This window comes from Streptomyces sp. SD15, from assembly GCF_054462255.1.
Genome location: NZ_JBTLMO010000006.1, coordinates 162,502 through 178,438 on the forward strand (window position 1 = coordinate 162,502; position 15,937 = coordinate 178,438).

A 15,937-nucleotide genomic window follows, 5' to 3' on the forward strand; every position below is an offset into this window, starting at 1 on the left:
AGGGAGCCTCCGTCCATGGCCCGTTCGCTCGACGGACTCGTCCTCGCCCCGGTCGCCGATCAGGCGCCGGGACAGGTGGGTACCCGCACCCGGTTCGCCTATCACGAGCGGGACGGCGAGATCTGGGCCGAGTACGCGGGCGGGGATGTCGTGCGTGGCCATCTGGTGGGGACGCGGGAGGGCGACCGCCTCGACTTCCGGTATGTGCAGTTGAAGCGGGACGGCGCCACGTCCGCGGGGCACTGCGTGTCGCTCGTCGTGGAGCTTCCCGACGGGCGGCTGCGCCTGGAGGAGACATGGGAGTGGGAGTCTCAGGCGGGCAGTGGGACGAGCGTGGTGGAACAGGTGGAGCAGGCCGAACAGGCCGAACGTTCGACGGGCGACGTGGAACAGGTCACTGAGCACGTCCGCTGACTGACGGATTGTCAGTTGTCTATGGTGATCAGGTGAGCGAGCAGACGCAGACGCAGGGGCGTACGGCACGGCGGGTCGTCATCGTGGGCGCGGGCATGGCCGGCGTGCAGACCGCGGTGGCCCTGCGCGACCAGGGCTTCACCGGCGGCGTGACGCTGATCGGCGCCGAGCCCCACCAGCCGTACGACCGCCCGCCGTTGTCCAAGGCGGTGCTGCTCGGCAAGTCCGAGGGCTCCGCCTTCGACGTCGACTTCGAGGCACTGGGCATCGAACTGCGGCTCGGCTGCGAGGCGCTGGGCGTGCGCCCCGCGGACCATGAGCTGGATACCGAGGCGGGGCCGGTGCCGTACGACGTCCTGGTCCTCGCGACCGGTGCGGAACCGATCCAGCTGCCGGGCGCGCGGGGCGTACCTGGCGTCCATCTGCTGCGCACCCTGGACGACGCCGAGCGGCTGCGCCCCGTGCTCGCCCGGCAGCACGACATCGTGGTCGTCGGGGCGGGCTGGATCGGCGCGGAGTTCGCCACCGCGGCACGCGAGGCCGGGTGCGCGGTGACCGTCGTCGAGGCCGCCGACCGGCCGCTGGCCGGGGTACTGCCCGCCGAGGTGGCCGACCCCATGGCGGCCTGGTACGCCGACAGTGGGGTGTCGTTGCGTACCCACGCGCGCGTGGAGAGCGTCGAGCCCGGCGCGGTGATCCTGGACGACGGCTCCCGGGTGCCCGCCGACGCCGTGGTCGTCGGTATCGGCGCCCGCCCCGCCACCGCCTGGCTCGCCGACTCGGGCATCGAGTTCGGGGCTCACCGCGAGATCGTGGCCGACGCGCACCTGCGCACCTCCGTGCCGGACATCTACGCGGTGGGCGACTGCGCGTCCTTCCCCTCGGGACGGTACGAGGAGCGACTCCTCGTCCACCACTGGGACAACGCTCTGCAGGGCCCGCGCACGGTGGCGGCGAACATCATCGGCGAGGCGCCGGCGGCGTACGACCCGGTCCCGTACTTCTGGTCCGAGCAGTTCGGCCGCTTCGTCCAGTACGTCGGCCACCATGCGCTCGCCGACACGACGATCTGGCGCGGCGACCCGTCGGGCGCCGGCTGGACGGTCTGCTGGCTCCGCGAGGCCCGCCTCGTCGCCCTCCTTGCCGTCGGCCGCCCCAGGGACCTGGCTCAAGGGCGCCGCCTGATCGAGGCGGGTACGCCGATGAACCCGGAACTGCTCCCGGACCCGTCCCGCCCCCTGAAGGACGCGACGGCGTAGCGGCGCGGGCAATCGAAAACGCATGCGATCCGCGAGACTCGGAACCCGGCTCGGAGGGTGCTCGGGTACCGAGTGTCAGTCCGGGATGGCAGGCTTGTCCCGTGACCGAGATTGACGCAAAGATCGATGCTCTCGTCCCCGCCTGGCTCACCCTCCCCGACATCGCGGAAATGCTCGATGTCGAGGTGACCCGCGTCCGGCAGCTGGTCAAGGAGGGCCAGCTGATCGCCGTACGCCGTGGTGAGAACCGCGCGCTGCACGTCCCCGCCGCCTTCATCGACGGGGCCGAGCAAAAGGTCGTCAAGGGCCTGTCCGGCACCCTGACGCTCCTGCGGGACGACGGCTTCACCGACGAAGAGATGCTCGAGTGGCTCTTCACCCCCGACCCGACCCTGCCCGGCACCCCCGCGCAGGCTCTGAGCGAGAATCGCGGCACGGAGGTGAAGCGCCGCGCCCAGGCGCTCGCCGTCTGATCCGACAACCGTCCGGCGTACGGACCACGATCGGCCCCGGACCACCCCGGGCCGACGTGGTCCGTACGCACCGCACCACGGGGGACACACGCATGCCCGAGAACGCCGTCACCGCCCGCACCCGGCTCGCCGACGCCCGCGTCTACCTCTGCTCGGACGCCCGTAAGCGCCAGGGCGACCTGGCCGAGTTCCTGGACGCGGTCCTGGCGGGCGGCGTCGACATCGTGCAGCTGCGTGACAAGGGCATGGAGGCGGCCGAGGAGCTGGAGCACCTCCAGGTCTTCGCGGACGCCTGCGCCCGCCACGGCAAGCTCCTCGCGGTCAACGACCGTGCGGACGTCGCCCACGCGGCCCGCGCCGACGTCCTGCACCTGGGCCAGGGCGACCTCCCGGTCCCCGCGGCCCGCGCCGTTCTCGGCGACGAGGTCCTGATAGGCCGCTCCACACATGCCGAGTCCGAGGCCGCGGCCGCCGCCGTCCAGGAGGGTGTGGACTACTTCTGCACCGGCCCCTGCTGGCCCACCCCCACCAAGCCCGGCCGCCACGCACCCGGCCTCGACCTGGTGCGTCACACTGCCGCGCTGGGCACGGACCGGCCCTGGTTCGCCATCGGCGGCATCGACCTCGGCAATCTCGACGAGGTGCTGGAGGCGGGCGCGCGCCGTGTCGTCGTCGTACGGGCGATCACCGAGGCGGACGATCCGGGAGCGGCGGCGGGAGAATTCGCGAAGCGACTGCGTCACGCATAGCTCCGCACGGCCGTCCGGATCAGTTGTCCGACGGTTGTCCGAGGGGTGGACAACAAATCGACATATCGGACAATTCTCTCCAGTTCGGTTGGGTGACCGGCGCCCCCTGGCTAACCTGCGGGTATGGCCCTCGGATCTGCTTCCACCAGGACTGACCGCGCACGCACCGTGCGCGACATGCTCGCGACCGGCAAGACGACGTATTCGTTCGAGTTCTACGCGCCGAAGACCCCCAAGGGCCAGCGGAGCCTGTGGAACGCGCTCCGCCGGGTCGAGGCCGTCGCGCCCGACTTCGTTTCCGTGACCTACGGAGCCGGTGGCTCCACGCGCGCGGGCACGGTCAAGGAGGCCGAACAGATCGTCGTCGACACGACGCTCACCCCGGTGGCCCACCTCACCGCGGTCAACCACTCCATCGCGGAACTGCGCAACATCATCGGCCAGTACGCGGACGCCGGTATCCGGAACATCCTCGCGGTCCGGGGCGACCCGCCCGGCGACCCCATGGGCGAGTGGGTGCCGCACCCCCGGGGCCTCACCTACGCGGCCGAACTCGTCCGTCTCATCAAGGAGTCGGGCGACTTCTGCGTCGGCGTCGCCGCCTTCCCGGAGATGCACCCCCGCTCCGCCGACTGGGACGTGGACGTGGCGCACTTCATCGACAAGTGCCGGGCCGGCGCGGACTATGCGATCACCCAGATGTTCTTCCAGCCCGATTCGTACCTGCGTCTGCGCGACCGCGTCGTGGCGGCCGGCTGTGCGACACCGGTGATTCCCGAAGTCATGCCGGTGACGAGTGTGAAGATGTTGGAACGACTTCCAAAGCTCAGCAACGCTGCGTTCCCGGACGCCCTGAAAGAGCGGATCCTCACAGCCAAAGACGATCCGGCGGCTGTACGCTCCATTGGCATCGAGTTCGCGACGGAGTTCTGCGCGAGGCTGCTGGACGAGGGAGTCCCCGGACTGCACTTCATTACGCTCAACAACTCCACGGCGACCCTGGAAATCTACGAGAATCTCGGCTTGCACCACCCGCAGCAGGCCTAGACCGGTCGCACCCACGTACGACACACTGCGTAGCGGCCACTGGGAGAGGGGCGTACATGGGCTGGACGGTCCTCTATATCGCTTTCGGCATCGTCGCGCTGTGGCTGCTCGGCGAGGTCCTGCTGCAGTACAAGGCGCGACTGCGCTGGCGGCTGCTCGCCTTCGTCGGCTTCCTCGGCGTGGTTCTCGGCGTGCTGATCCCCTCCGTGGTGGTCATCGGCCTGGGCGCGGCCGCCTTCGCGGTCGGCCAGACATACGTCACGCTGTCGTTCCGCCGCGGCTTCGCGTCCGGTTGGGCCGTGGGCAACCGTCAGGGCGCCGACAAGGCCATGGGCGGCAAGAGCAAGCGCCGCCGCGGTGAGCCGGACCGTCAGGACCCGACGCTGGAGGTCTCCGACCTCGAGGCGGCCGAGGGAACGGCCGAAGGGATGGCGGCAGGCGCCGCGTATCCGCAGGGCGACGACTACGCCCGCGAGGACGACGTGTTCTCGCCCGCGCAGTCCGACCGGTTCATGCCGCCCGGCTCCGGCGAGCCCACGGCCGCCGAGTCCACCGCTGTCTACGAGCCGCAGCCTCTGCCGGAGGACACCGGTTCCTACGGCATCTACAGCAACCCCGCCTACGCGGCCGCCGCGGACCAGTCCTACGCCACCGCGGCCCAGCCCCAGGACCAGCAGGCCTACGCGTACGACGGCTACTCCGGCTACGACCAGCAGCAGTACGCCTACGACAACGGCCAGCAGCAGTACGCCGCTTACTCCGACCCGTACATCGGCACGCAGACCTACAGCGGTGCCTCGTACGACACGACCTACGGTGGCGGCGAGCAGCAGTACACGCAGCAACAGGGGTACGGGCAGGACCAGTACGCCACCGGTGTCTACGGCGGCGAGACCCCGGCCGGTGGCGTCTGGGTCCCGCAGCAGCGCAGCACCGACGACCCGTACGGCGGCGAACTCCCCCCGGAGCAGCCGTATCCGTACGAGGGCAACGGCACGGGCAACGGCACCGGGTACGACGAGCAGTACCGCTACTAGGGCCGCCGCGGGCAGCCGCGGCTCAGGGCGCCGGAGGGCTCACTGAGAGCCCCGGAACTCCGGGCCCTCCACGATCAGTCCGGACACCAGGGCGCCCGACATACCCGCGTGCGGGAGGCCGCCGCCGGGGTGGGCCCAGCCGCCGACCGCGAACAGGCCGGGCATACGGGTGCTGTTCGACGGGTGCAGCAGACGGCCGTCGGCCGCGGCGAGCGCCGGGGCGGGGACCGCACCGCCGTCCGCGCCCGTAACCTCCGCGATGTCGGCCGGGGTGCGCACCTCATGCCACAGGAGACGGTCCCGCAGGTCCGGTATGGCGCGCTCGGCGACGCCGAGAACCCGCTCGACATCGGACCCGGACAAGTGCAGGCCCGACGGCACCGTGACGGTCAGCGTGACCGCCTCGTGCTCCCCGTCCGGCACCAGAGCGGGGTCGTCCGGGCGCGACACCGTCACGGTGGGCGCGGCCGGCAGCCCCGGACGCTCACCGAAGACCCGGTTCAACTCCTCCTCGCGGTCGGTCGCGTGCACCACCGTCCGATGCGCCGTCCCCTCGGGCCGCCCACCGCGCAGCGCCAGCAGCACGGTCAGCCGACTCGGCGCCCCGCGCTGCGGCGAGACCTCGCCACCGCCCCGCACCGCCGTCCCGGGGGCGACGAGACCGTCCAGCACGCCGGGAGCGACACCCGCGACGACGAAGTCGGCGTCGGTGACCGTCCCGTCGGCGAGCTCCACGCCTGCCGCCCGCCCGTCCTTCTCCACGATCCCCGTGATCCGGGCACCGAAGGAGAACTCGACCTTCCGGGCCAGACACCGCTCGTACACCGCGCGTGCCAACTCCCGCATGCCGCCGCGCACATACCAGGTGCCGAAGGCGTGCTCCATGTACGGCAGGACGGCCGCGCTCGCCGGAGCGACACGTGGATCGAGCCCGTGTGCGAGGGCGTGGCTCTCCAGGAGGGCCGTGAGGCGCACATCGCGCAACTCCCACGCGCCGAGCTCGGCGAGGGTGGTGGCCCGGCGGGTGCGCAGCAGCTTCTTGTGCGGCAGCGAGGGGTAGGGCTCACGCTCGGCGAGCACCGACCAGTTCGGCCACAGTGGCTCCTCCAGGAGGGGCCGGCGCGTGCGGTCCCAGGCCTCGCGTGCCCGCACCAGGAAGTCGCCCCACCGCTCGCCCGTACCCGCCCCGAGAGCCTCGTCGAGCGCGGCGACGACGCCCGCGCGCGAGGCGTTCGGCAGGGAGACCTCCGTGCCGTCCGCGAAGACATGGCGCGACGACGGGTCCACCTGGACCAGCTCGACGCACGCCTCCAGCGGCTCCTTGCCCGTCTTGACGAACACATCGCGGTAGACCGCGGGCAGCGTCAGCAGCCCCGGGCCCGTGTCGAACGCGAAGCCGCCGCGCTCGAAGCGGCGCACCGCACCGCCGTACGTCTCCGCACGCTCGTACACCACCACCCGGTGGCCCGCGACGGCCAGCCGGGCGGCGGCCGCCATCGCGCCCATCCCGGCGCCGATCACCGCAATCCGTCCCATGCCCGCGACTTTATCGGCCACCACTGACAGCCCGCCCGCGGTGGTCAGTCGGGCGGCCGCTCGACCCGCGCCGCAAGCCGCTTCTCCTCCCGGCGCTGCGCCCTGCGGCGCAGGAACCGCCGGATCCGCGAGACCAGGAAGAAGAGCAGGATCAGCCCGGCGACCAGCAGAACGGCCGCGATGATCGCCGCAGCCTCGGGGTGGAACATCGCGAAGGTGAGGATCCCGGCGACCCCGAGATCCTCGGCGGTGCTCATGATGATGTTGGTGAACGGCTCCGGCGAGGTGTTGATGGCCATCCGCGTGCCGGCCTTGACCGTGTGGCTCGCCAGCGCCGTCGAACCGCCGATCGCGCCCGCCGCCAGATCGGAGAGCGAAGCGCTCTGCCCGGCGAGCAGCGCCCCGACCCACGCACCCGCCGCCGGCCGGATCACGGTGTGCACCGAGTCCCACACCGAGTCCACGTACGGGATCTTGTCGGCGACCGCCTCGCAGAGGAAGAGAACGCCCGCTGTGACCAGGATCTCAGGGCGCTGCAGGGACTCGGGGACGTCGTCGCTCAGGCCGGTCGCGCCGAAGAGACCGAGGAGCAACACCACCGCGTACGCGTTGATGCCGCTGGCCCAGCCGCTGGTGAAGACCAGGGGGAGTACGGACACGGACGCGATCGTAACCAGTTGACGACGGTGCGTCCTGGGCATGAATGCGGACGGCTGAGTATCCGTACCTAGGGAGTGAGATGAGTACGCGCGCGGATGGGGCCCGACCTGCGCGAACGAGAGAGTGGAGGCACGGAAAGGGGCGCGGCTCCGGTACCGCCGACACGGGGCGGCGGAACGGTCCTCGCGCCCTTGACCGCTCCTTCCGCCGACACAGTCGGCGGGAGCGAGGCACGGGGGAACCCGGGGGACGACCGAACGGGGGCTCAAGGGGGAGCACGGGGGAGTACGGGGGAGTACGGGGGAAGTAACGGGGGAGCACGGCGAAGCGCCGGTTCGAGGTGGCCCGCGGGGGACGCGGCCAAAGCGAACCGGCGCTTTCGTGTGCGGTGCACTTCCGGCGGAGGGGGGGAGCTACCGGTTGCCGCTCACACGCCCCTGGAGCAGCCGCGACAGCGCCGCGTGGACGTCGTCCAGGGAACGTTGCGGCTGGAAGGCCTGCCAGTCCAGGGCGGCCACCAGGACCATGCCGACCAGTGCGGCCGCCGTCAGCGGAATGTCGATCTCGTCGCTGAGTTCGCCGTTGGCGACCCCGTCGCGCAGCACGCCCTCGACGACCGCGACCGCCTCCTGACGGACCACCAGGAGGGTGGACTGCCAGGCACGGTTGGTGCGCCACAGCTCGGCCACGTACAGCTGCGTGAAGGCAGGGTAGCGGTCGATGAAGACGAGCCCGGCCCGGATCATCGCGTCCAGCGCGTCGACCTTGGTTCCGCCGTCCCGTGCGGTCTTCTCCGCCGCCTCCCGCAGGGAGGCGGTGAGGAGTCCCACGCCGTGCCGCAGCAGCTCTTCGAAGAGGACGGACTTGCTCGCGAAGTTGTAGTAGACCGTGCCCTTGGCGACCCCGGCCCGCTCGGCGATCTCGTCCACTGTGGTGGCGGAGAAACCTTGCTCCGCGATGAGGGTGACCGCCGCCTCGTAGAGCTTCTGCCGGGTCGCTTCGCGGCGGCTGCCGCCGACTGCCGTGGTCTTGCTGCTTTCCATGGCCCCGATTGTCACAGGAACGCTCGCACCAGTGGTCACAGGCTCAGCTACGGGAAACCATTTTTGAGCTGACTGGTCAGTTCAAGGCCTACCCGAACCTGTGATCGAAGCAAAAGCCCAGGTCAGAACGGATTGTCAGTGGCATACCGCACGATGGGCACATACGGCCACAGTGCCGTCACACAGACGACAGGAGGTTCGTCATGGCCACCTCTTCCGCAGCCGCCGCCCAACGGCGTCGCGCCACCGGCCCTGCCCCCTCACTGAACGGCCCGGCGAGCGATGTGCACCCCGTGCTCCGCCGGGCCACGGCTCCGCCCGCCGCCCTCGACCTGCTCGCCCAGGCCCGCGCCGGACTCGACGAGGCGACCACCCTCGAAACCCCCAACGAGCGGTACGCGACGGCGCACTTGGCCGCCCTGCGCACCGCAGCCGCCGTCCTCGCCGCGCGGGGACGCCCGGAGCCCACGCCCCGACGCCGAGCCCGCATCCGCAGCGCCTGGGAAGTGCTACCCGAAATCGCGCCCGAACTCGCCGAGTGGAGCGCTTTGTTCGCCTCCGGAGCCACCCGCCGTGCCCGTGCCGAGGCGGGCATCCGGGGCGCCGCAGGCAGCCGCGACGCCGACGACCTGATACGCGACGTGGCGATGTTCCTGCGTCTCGTCGAGCGGATGCTGGTGCTGCAGCCCGTGCTGCCCCAGCCCCGCCCGGACACGGCCCCGGAAGTCCCGGACGCGGATCAGGAGATACCGGACGCGGGCTGAGCGGCACCGCGGCCGCGGACCGCCGTACCGCTGACCATGCGCCGACCATCTGCCCGTCATCCGTCATCCGTCATCCGCCGACCGCCTGCCCGCCGTCTGCTCATCACCTGCTCACCAGCCGCTCATCACCCGATCCGCCGCGTGAGACGGGGGATCGGGTACGACTGCGGAGGCAATAGGGTGGAGGCGCCTGAAGCCTCCCACCGGGAGGCCCCCCGATCGCTCCGCCGTGCAAGAGGCGGTGCCGCGCCGAGGAGTCAACTGCCGTGTCGGACCCGATGCGCCCCCGCGCTTCTCTCCGTACCGCCGTGGTCTGGGAGGTCCTCAAGGACGCCCTCGACCGCCGGGTCAAGGCCACGGGGCGGGAGTCCCTGGACGTCCTCGACACCGGGGGCGGCAGTGGAAACTTCGCGGTGCCCGTGGCCCGCCTCGGCCACCGGGTCACCGTCGTCGACCCCAGCCCGAACGCGTTGTTCGCGCTGGAGCGCCGGGCCGCCGAGGCCGGTGTCGCCGACCGCGTGAACGGCGTCCAGGGTGATGCGCACGGCCTCTTCGACGTCGTCGAGCGCGGCGGCTACGACGTGGTGCTGTGCCACGGAGTCCTCGAGTACGTGGACGACCCGGCCGACGGTGTGCGCAACGTGGTGGACGCGCTGCGCCCCGAGGGTGTCCTCAGCCTCCTCGCCGCCGGTCTGGGCGGAGCCGTGCTGGCCCGCGCCCTCGCCGGGCACTTCAAGGAAGCCAAGCACGCACTCGACGACCCGGACGGACGCTGGGGTGAGGGTGATCCCGTGCCCCGCCGCTTCACCGCGGAACAGCTCACGGCACTCGTCGAGGGCGCGGGCCTGCGGGTCGGCGCCGTGCACGGCGTACGGATCTTCGCGGACCTGGTCCCCGGCGTCCTCGTCGACACCGAGCCGGGGGCCCTGGAAGCCCTGCTGAAGCTGGAGGAGGCGGCCGCCGAACTGGCCACGTTCCACTCCGTGGCCACGCAGCTTCATGTGCTCGGTGAGACGCGGGGGGCCGACGGGAGCTGAGCCGTCTCCCGTGGTGCGCCCCCTGATCAGGGGCGGGACGGCAGATGGAGTACGCCACAGGCCCCCCGATCGGGCGCTCGGCGCCGTATGATCGAGGGAGACCGTCCGGCATGACGGACCGTCCTCTGGGGAATGCACGCCTCAGTGGATCGGGGCGGCCATGGCGGGTCCCGGTTGGCGAATTGGCGCAGAGGGGCGGGTTTCACGGGGGCGATTCCCTGCCTATCCTTAAGGGGACCCCCGGTCGCCCCGGCGACTGCACGATGAGGAGGACGCCGTGCCGCTCTCGGAGCACGAGCAGCGAATGCTCGAGCAGATGGAGCGAGCGCTGTACGCCGAAGATCCCAAGTTCGCGACAGCGCTTGAGGGAAGCGGGCTGCGTACGTACACCCGGCGACGGGTCTACCAGGCGGTCGCGGGTTTTCTGGTGGGTATCGCGCTCCTCATGGCCGGAATGGTCGCCCAGCAGATCTGGGTGAGCGTGGTGGGTTTTCTCGTCATGCTGGGCTGCGCGGTGCTAGCCGTCACCGGATGGCGCAAGGCTCCCAAGCCGGGTGAACAGCCGGCCACGCCCGGTGCATCCGGCGCACCTGCCGCGCGCCGACAGCGCCGCTCCATGATGGACCGCATCGAGGAACGCTGGCAGCGCCGCCGAGACGAACAGGGCGGGCACTAGCCTCCGGGCACCCATAGCCCAAAGACATCGCGTGAGGGGGTGTCCACCGACAGAGTGGACACCCCCTCACGCACGCCCTGAAGCAGTCGCGCCGAAGTGGTGAGCTTGCGTGCCGCCAACGGCGAAGAGGTACCTGCCCGATCGCGCCGAGCTCTTCGCTCAGCCGCAAGCTCGGGGAGGGCGCGCACAGCAGTCCCGGGCAGCAGCCCAGGGCAGCAGTGTCGGCGCATCCGTGTGGGCCTGCATCCCGGCCGACCGGGATACAGGCCCACACCACGGGCACCGACGTCAGCCGCTCTGCCCCGAAGGCCGCCCGGAAGGACGCCGCCGCAGCAGGGACTCCCTGCGGGCAGCCAGGCGAGCCGTCAGGGTCGCCCAGCGGTCCGACGCCGTCCAGGCCACTCTGACGGCTGAGCGGGGAGCGAGGAGCGCGCGGAGGCGGGCGGCGCGGCTCGCCGGCGCGCGGAGGGCGTCCGCGACACGGTGGGCGTCTTCCGTGAGACCTGCCGTCGGGCGGGGATGCGGAGCGTAGAGCACTTGCTCCACCGCCGCGGCCATCCGGTGCACCGCCCCCGACGCCTCCGCATCGAGGAGCCCGAGCCGCACGATCCGTGCGGCGGCTTTGCGCGGCGTCTGGGACTCGTCCGGCACGATCCCGTAGTCCCACGCCGTATCGGTCACTTCCAGCCAGGCCGCCAGTGTGTACGCCGCCGAGTCCGCCTCACTTCGGCCGTGCGCACCGAGCCGCACGGACCGGACCCGTATTCGCCACAGCATCGGCAGCAACGGCACCGCCAGCACCACGAGTCCCGCCAGAGCCAGCCCCAGGATCTGGAACCACGGTGTGCCGTCGTCCTTGGAGCCCACCGTGGCCAGCGCGGACTCGCTCGCGCACGCGTCTGGCTCCTGCCCTTGAGCCTTGCAGTCGTCGCCGGCCGACGGTGCGGTGGAGGGCACCGCGGACGTCGATGTCGACGGCCTCGGCACGGTCGGCGCGTCGAGGCCGGGGGTTTCCGTCTGGGTGTACTCGGGCACCGAGCCCCGGTTCGGGGTCGGCTCGAAGCGGGTCCAGCCCACCCCCTCGAAGTACAGCTCGGGCCAGGCGTGCGCGTCCCGCAGCATCACGGACATCGAACCGTCCGCCTGCGGAGAGCCGGGCGTGAATCCCACCGCGACCCGGGCCGGTATCCCCAGCGTGCGGGCCATCGCGGCCATGGCGAAGGAGAAGTGGACGCAGAAGCCCTCCCTGTCCTTCAGGAAGCGCGCGATCGCGGCCGAACCGCTGCCGACCTGCACTTGGGTGTCATAGGTGAATCCACCGGTCACGGCGAAGAAGTCCTGGAGTTTGACCGCCTGCTCGTAGCGATTGGCCGAGCCTTCGGTGACCTCCCGCGCGGTCTCCGCCACCAACGACGGCAGCGACTCGGGCACCTTCGTGAACTCGCGCTTCAGGTCTGCCGACGGCTCCGGCGCGTTCGCGAGCTGTTCCGCGGTCGGCTGGACGATCAGGCTCGTCACGCCGTACCGCACGCCGCGCGTGTTCTGGCCGTGGTCACCGACCAGCGTGCGCCCCACCGGCTCGTACCGCCAACTGCCCTCGATGCTCACCCGGCTCGCGGGATAGGGCATCGGCAGCCAGTCCTGCGCATACCAGTCCGCAGCCGAGATTCTGGTCTGGATCTCACTGCGCTGGACGTCGGCCCCGAGGCCGATCGGCGGCGGAAGTCTGTCCGGCACGTCCTCGATGTGCCGCTGGGCCGGCTTCCACGCCGTGCCGTCGAACTCGTCCAGCGACACGATCCGCAGATACATGTCCTGGGTGTCGTCGGTGTTGGTGCGGTAGGACATGACCTGGCGGTCCTCGTCCACGTTCAGACTGTCGCGGAGCGAGACCAGCGGGTTCACCGCGGAGATCGTGCCGCCGCCCCCGGAGCCCGAGCCGACGCCCGTGCCCGCGCCGTCCAGCAGGCCGCCGTCGAGTGCGGGCAGACCGAGCGGCACCACCAGGGCGACGCCCAGGGCGACCGCGCCGATGCGCCGTCCCGTGCGGACGGGCGCGACCGCCCCCGCCGCGGGATCCTGCTGCCCCTGCGCGTGGGGCGCGCCACCGAAGACGCGGCCCCATTGCGACAGCCGGTCGCGGCCCTCCGCCAGGAGGAGCGTCAGATAACCGGCCGCCGCGAGCAGGAAGCAGAGCCAAGCGGCGCCGCCGTCCGACAGTCCCGCGGCGACCGAGTACAGCGCGAGCAGCGGGAGTCCCGCGGGGGCCGCACTGCGGAACGTCACCGCGAGCGCGTCCACCGCTAGCCCGATCACCAGGACACCGCCGACCAGCATCAGCCGGATGCCGTCGGACAGCGGTGCCGGTATGGCGAACCGCCCGACGTCGTCCGTGCCGGCCTGCAGCAGCACCCCGAACTGGTTGAACACCTCGGGCCCCGGGATGATCCCGAGGACGGCCTGTTGCCTGGCGAAGACCAGCGTCAACAGCAGCAGCGTCACCAGTGCCTGCACCGCCACGGTCAGCGGTCGGGCCAGCGGAACCCGCCGGGTCAGCGCGCCCACACCGGACTGCACCGCCAGCAGGAAAGCCGCCTGGAAGACCCAGGTCACCGGGTCGACCAGCGGCAGCAGCGCGCACGCCGCCGTCAGCGTGGCCGCCGCCGAGCACAGCGTCAGTCGCGCGCGCCCGCTCATGAGCCTCCACCCCCTGCTGTACTCCCCGTCGACGCGACGTCCGTGCGCTGCCGGTCCGCCTGCCGCCACAGGTCGGCGAGCCCCGCCCCCCGTGGCACCATCACGGCGGTCCAGCCCGCCTCGCGCAGCATGCGCAGTCGATCCTCGCTCTTGTCCAACGGGCCGGGGACGTCGGTCGGTTCCCGCACCCATGTCTCGCTGTCCAGCAGGAAGGCGACGGCTCCGCCGCTGCGCTGACGCATCTTGGCGAGCACCGTCGCCTGCTCCTCGTCCAGGTCACCGAGAAAGGCGATCAGCAGCCCCTCGTTCCCACCGCGCAGCACGTCGTACGCGCGCGAGAGTCCGGTGCCGTCCGAGTGGTCGATGACCGCGAGCGTGTCCATCATCAGCCCGGCCGCGTCCGCCGACTGCTGGCTCGCGCCCGCGAATCCGTCGGCCCCCTCGCCGGGCACCGAACTGCCGTCGTCCGTCAACAGCCTTACTGAAAAGCCCCGCTCGAGCATGTGCACCAGCGCCGACGCCGTGCCCGAGACGGCCCACTCGAAGGCCGAGTCCGGGCCCGCGCCGGCGTAGGCGAGGCCCCGGGTGTCGAGCAGCACCGTGCAGCGGGAGCGCTGTGGCTGCTCCTCGCGACGGACCATCAGCTCGCCGTAGCGCGCGGTCAGGCGCCAGTGCACCCGGCGCAGATCGTCGCCGTAGCGATACCCGCGCGGGATGATGTCGTCCTCGCCGGCCAGCGCGAGCGAGCGCTGCCGCCCGTCGCCGTACCCCTTCGCCTCGCCGCTCAGCCGCACCGGCGGCAGCGGTTCCACGCGCGGGACGACCGTCAGGGTGTCGTACGTCGAGAAGGAACGGGTCAGCTCGCACATTCCGAAGGGGTCCGTGAGCCGCAGCTGCAGCGGCCCCAGCGGATACCGGCCGCGCAGGTCCGAGCGCACCCGGTAGGACACCTCTCGACGGCCGCCCGCCTCCACCCGGTCCAGGACGAACCGGGGTCGCGGGCCGAGCACGTACGGCACCCGGTCCTGGAGCATCAGCAGTCCGGTGGGCAGCCGTGAGACGTTGTCCATCCGGAGATGGACCCGGGCTTCGGAACCGGCGGGCACGCGCGCGGGAGAGAGCCTGCGGCTGCCCGCGACCCGGTAGCGGGTGCGGTACAGCACGGTTGTGCAGACCAGCGGCAGTACGGCGAGCAGCAGCCCGACCCGGAGCAGATCGCTCTGCCCCAGGACATACGCGCATATCGCCGCCGCGACTCCGGCGGCCAGGAAGGAGCGTCCGCGCGTGGTGAGACCGGCGAGCGCGGTGCGCAACCCGCCCTTGTCCTCCTCGGCGTCGCTCGTCCCCCCGGACGTCATCACAGCCTCCGGGGCGGCTGCTGGCCGTACGTGGGCGCCCCGCGGCCCATCGTGAAGCCGGCCTGCTGCTGGGGCGCCGCAGGCAGGGGGGTGCGCTGCAGGATCTCCTCGACGACCTGCTCGGCCGTACGACGGTTCAACTGCGCCTGGGCCGTGGGGAGCAGACGGTGGGCCAGGACCGCCACGGCGAGTGCCTGGATGTCGTCCGGCAGCGCGTACTCCCGGCCGCTGAGCGCCGCGGAGGCCTTGGCCGCGCGCAGCAGGTGCAGCGTGGCACGCGGCGAGGCGCCGAGTCTGAGGTCGGGGTGGGTGCGGGTGGCGGCGACCAGATCCACCGCGTACCGCCGAACCGTGTCCGCGACGTGGACCGTGCGGACGGCGTCGATCAGCTTCACGATCTCGTGCGCGTGCGCCACCGGCTGGAGGTCGTCCAGCGGGGAGACCCCGCCGTGGATGTCCAGCATCTGCAATTCGGCGTCCGCACTGGGGTAGCCGATGGAGACGCGGGCCATGAAGCGGTCGCGCTGGGCCTCCGGCAGCGGGTACGTGCCCTCCATCTCGACCGGGTTCTGCGTGGCCACCACCATGAAGGGGCTGGGCAGTTCGTAGGTCTGACCGTCGATGGTGACCTGGCGCTCCTCCATCGACTCCAGGAGCGCGGACTGCGTCTTGGGCGAGGCGCGGTTGATCTCGTCGCCGATCACGATCTGCGCGAAGATCGCACCCGGCTTGAACTCGAAGTCCCGGCGCTGCTGGTCCCAGATGGACACCCCGGTGATGTCCGAGGGCAGCAAGTCGGGCGTGAACTGAATACGCCGCACTGAGCAGTCGATGGACCGCGCCAGCGCCTTGGCGAGCATGGTCTTGCCGACGCCCGGCACATCCTCGATCAGAAGATGCCCCTCGGCCAGCAGCACGGTCAGCGAAAGCCGTACGACCTCAGGCTTGCCTTCGATCACTCCTTCCACCGAACTGCGGACACGCTCCACAGTGGCGGTCAGATCTGTAAGGCTCGCTCGATCGTCATAGGTCGTCACCCGGCCCTCCTCGGCCCTTTCTCGGGCCGACGCCCTGTGCGGACCGGCCCACCCCGAAACACGGACACCACTCGGGAAAAGTTCCCCGTGACGCCACACCCGCATTCTTGTTGCCGTTACCGGTTCGTGTCATCCGCCTGTGGATAACTG

15 protein-coding genes are annotated in these 15,937 nt (G+C 71.3%); 9 read left to right on the forward strand and 6 right to left on the reverse strand.

What is annotated here, in order from left to right; all coding sequences use genetic code 11:
• Positions 1–15: 15 nt before the first annotated feature.
• The 6 genes from ACX28W_RS08510 (at position 16) to ACX28W_RS08535 (ending at position 4,979) form a co-directional block, all read left to right on the forward strand.
• Positions 16–414, forward strand: coding sequence for a hypothetical protein (locus ACX28W_RS08510; protein ID WP_458998133.1), 399 nt, complete (start codon positions 16–18; stop codon positions 412–414).
• 32 nt (positions 415–446) lie between these two features.
• Complete coding sequence (locus ACX28W_RS08515; RefSeq protein ID WP_458998134.1) at positions 447–1,673, forward strand: NAD(P)/FAD-dependent oxidoreductase; 1,227 nt, start codon at positions 447–449, stop codon at positions 1,671–1,673.
• 101 nt (positions 1,674–1,774) lie between these two features.
• Positions 1,775–2,146 (forward strand): Rv2175c family DNA-binding protein, encoded by a 372-nt coding sequence (locus tag ACX28W_RS08520; RefSeq protein WP_458998135.1) that lies wholly within the window; start codon positions 1,775–1,777, stop codon positions 2,144–2,146.
• A gap of 92 nt (positions 2,147–2,238) precedes the next feature.
• A complete protein-coding gene (thiE, locus tag ACX28W_RS08525; RefSeq protein WP_458998136.1) occupies positions 2,239–2,895 on the forward strand; it encodes a thiamine phosphate synthase in 657 nt (218 codons plus the stop codon).
• Positions 2,896–3,018: 123 nt separating this feature from the next.
• Complete coding sequence (metF, locus tag ACX28W_RS08530; RefSeq protein WP_458998137.1) at positions 3,019–3,942, forward strand: methylenetetrahydrofolate reductase [NAD(P)H]; 924 nt, start codon at positions 3,019–3,021, stop codon at positions 3,940–3,942.
• A gap of 56 nt (positions 3,943–3,998) precedes the next feature.
• Positions 3,999–4,979, forward strand: coding sequence for an SCO2102 family sporulation regulator (locus tag ACX28W_RS08535; RefSeq protein WP_458998138.1), 981 nt, complete (start codon positions 3,999–4,001; stop codon positions 4,977–4,979).
• Between the two features lie 39 nt (positions 4,980–5,018).
• Here the strand turns inward: ACX28W_RS08535 and ACX28W_RS08540 are convergent, their stop codons facing one another.
• The 3 genes from ACX28W_RS08540 to ACX28W_RS08550 form a co-directional block, all read right to left on the reverse strand.
• Positions 5,019–6,515 (reverse strand): phytoene desaturase family protein, encoded by a 1,497-nt coding sequence (locus tag ACX28W_RS08540; protein ID WP_458998139.1) that lies wholly within the window; start codon positions 6,513–6,515, stop codon positions 5,019–5,021.
• A gap of 44 nt (positions 6,516–6,559) precedes the next feature.
• Positions 6,560–7,174: a DUF4126 domain-containing protein gene (locus ACX28W_RS08545; RefSeq protein WP_458998140.1), complete on the reverse strand. Its 615-nt coding sequence runs from the start codon at positions 7,172–7,174 to the stop codon at positions 6,560–6,562.
• A gap of 414 nt (positions 7,175–7,588) precedes the next feature.
• Positions 7,589–8,218 carry a TetR/AcrR family transcriptional regulator gene (locus ACX28W_RS08550; RefSeq protein ID WP_458998141.1) on the reverse strand — a complete coding sequence of 210 codons (630 nt, stop codon included), beginning with the start codon at positions 8,216–8,218 and terminating at the stop codon, positions 7,589–7,591.
• A 203-nt stretch (positions 8,219–8,421) separates the two neighbouring features.
• Here ACX28W_RS08550 and ACX28W_RS08555 point away from each other — a divergent pair, with 203 nt between their 5' ends.
• The 3 genes from ACX28W_RS08555 to ACX28W_RS08565 all read left to right on the forward strand — a co-directional run bounded on the left by ACX28W_RS08555 (position 8,422) and on the right by ACX28W_RS08565 (position 10,695).
• Entirely contained in the window at positions 8,422–8,982 is a 561-nt protein-coding gene (locus tag ACX28W_RS08555) for an SAV_6107 family HEPN domain-containing protein (protein ID WP_458998142.1), read from the forward strand.
• A gap of 266 nt (positions 8,983–9,248) precedes the next feature.
• Positions 9,249–10,019 carry a methyltransferase gene (locus ACX28W_RS08560; RefSeq protein ID WP_458998143.1) on the forward strand — a complete coding sequence of 257 codons (771 nt, stop codon included), beginning with the start codon at positions 9,249–9,251 and terminating at the stop codon, positions 10,017–10,019.
• Between the two features lie 277 nt (positions 10,020–10,296).
• A complete protein-coding gene (locus tag ACX28W_RS08565; RefSeq protein WP_458998144.1) occupies positions 10,297–10,695 on the forward strand; it encodes a DUF3040 domain-containing protein in 399 nt (132 codons plus the stop codon).
• Positions 10,696–10,983: 288 nt separating this feature from the next.
• On the opposite strand, the gene ACX28W_RS08570 is transcribed toward ACX28W_RS08565, so the two are convergent.
• Genes ACX28W_RS08570 through ACX28W_RS08580 form a run of 3 tightly spaced genes read right to left on the reverse strand, consistent with a single transcriptional unit; the run spans position 10,984 to position 15,787 of the window.
• On the reverse strand, positions 10,984–13,392 hold the full coding sequence (locus ACX28W_RS08570) for a transglutaminase TgpA family protein (protein ID WP_458998145.1): 2,409 nt from the start codon (positions 13,390–13,392) through the stop codon (positions 10,984–10,986).
• Positions 13,389–14,750 carry a DUF58 domain-containing protein gene (locus ACX28W_RS08575; protein ID WP_458998146.1) on the reverse strand — a complete coding sequence of 454 codons (1,362 nt, stop codon included), beginning with the start codon at positions 14,748–14,750 and terminating at the stop codon, positions 13,389–13,391. The genes ACX28W_RS08570 and ACX28W_RS08575 overlap by 4 nt, the downstream gene beginning before the upstream one ends.
• Positions 14,750–15,787 (reverse strand): AAA family ATPase, encoded by a 1,038-nt coding sequence (locus tag ACX28W_RS08580; protein WP_458998147.1) that lies wholly within the window; start codon positions 15,785–15,787, stop codon positions 14,750–14,752. The genes ACX28W_RS08575 and ACX28W_RS08580 overlap by 1 nt, the downstream gene beginning before the upstream one ends.
• Between the last annotated feature and the right edge of the window lie 150 nt (positions 15,788–15,937).

Bases quoted from the DNA above. Each gene is read 5' to 3' on its own strand.
- metF (WP_458998137.1), top strand. From the start codon at position 3,019: ATGGCCCTCGGATCTGCTTCCACCAGGACTGACCGCGCACGCACCGTG.
- ACX28W_RS08570 (WP_458998145.1), bottom strand. From the start codon at position 13,392: ATGAGCGGGCGCGCGCGACTGACGCTGTGCTCGGCGGCGGCCACGCTG.
- ACX28W_RS08540 (WP_458998139.1), bottom strand. From the start codon at position 6,515: ATGGGACGGATTGCGGTGATCGGCGCCGGGATGGGCGCGATGGCGGCC.
- ACX28W_RS08575 (WP_458998146.1), bottom strand. From the start codon at position 14,750: ATGACGTCCGGGGGGACGAGCGACGCCGAGGAGGACAAGGGCGGGTTG.
- thiE (WP_458998136.1), top strand. From the start codon at position 2,239: ATGCCCGAGAACGCCGTCACCGCCCGCACCCGGCTCGCCGACGCCCGC.
- ACX28W_RS08555 (WP_458998142.1), top strand. From the start codon at position 8,422: ATGGCCACCTCTTCCGCAGCCGCCGCCCAACGGCGTCGCGCCACCGGC.
- ACX28W_RS08510 (WP_458998133.1), top strand. From the start codon at position 16: ATGGCCCGTTCGCTCGACGGACTCGTCCTCGCCCCGGTCGCCGATCAG.
- ACX28W_RS08535 (WP_458998138.1), top strand. From the start codon at position 3,999: ATGGGCTGGACGGTCCTCTATATCGCTTTCGGCATCGTCGCGCTGTGG.
- ACX28W_RS08550 (WP_458998141.1), bottom strand. From the start codon at position 8,218: ATGGAAAGCAGCAAGACCACGGCAGTCGGCGGCAGCCGCCGCGAAGCG.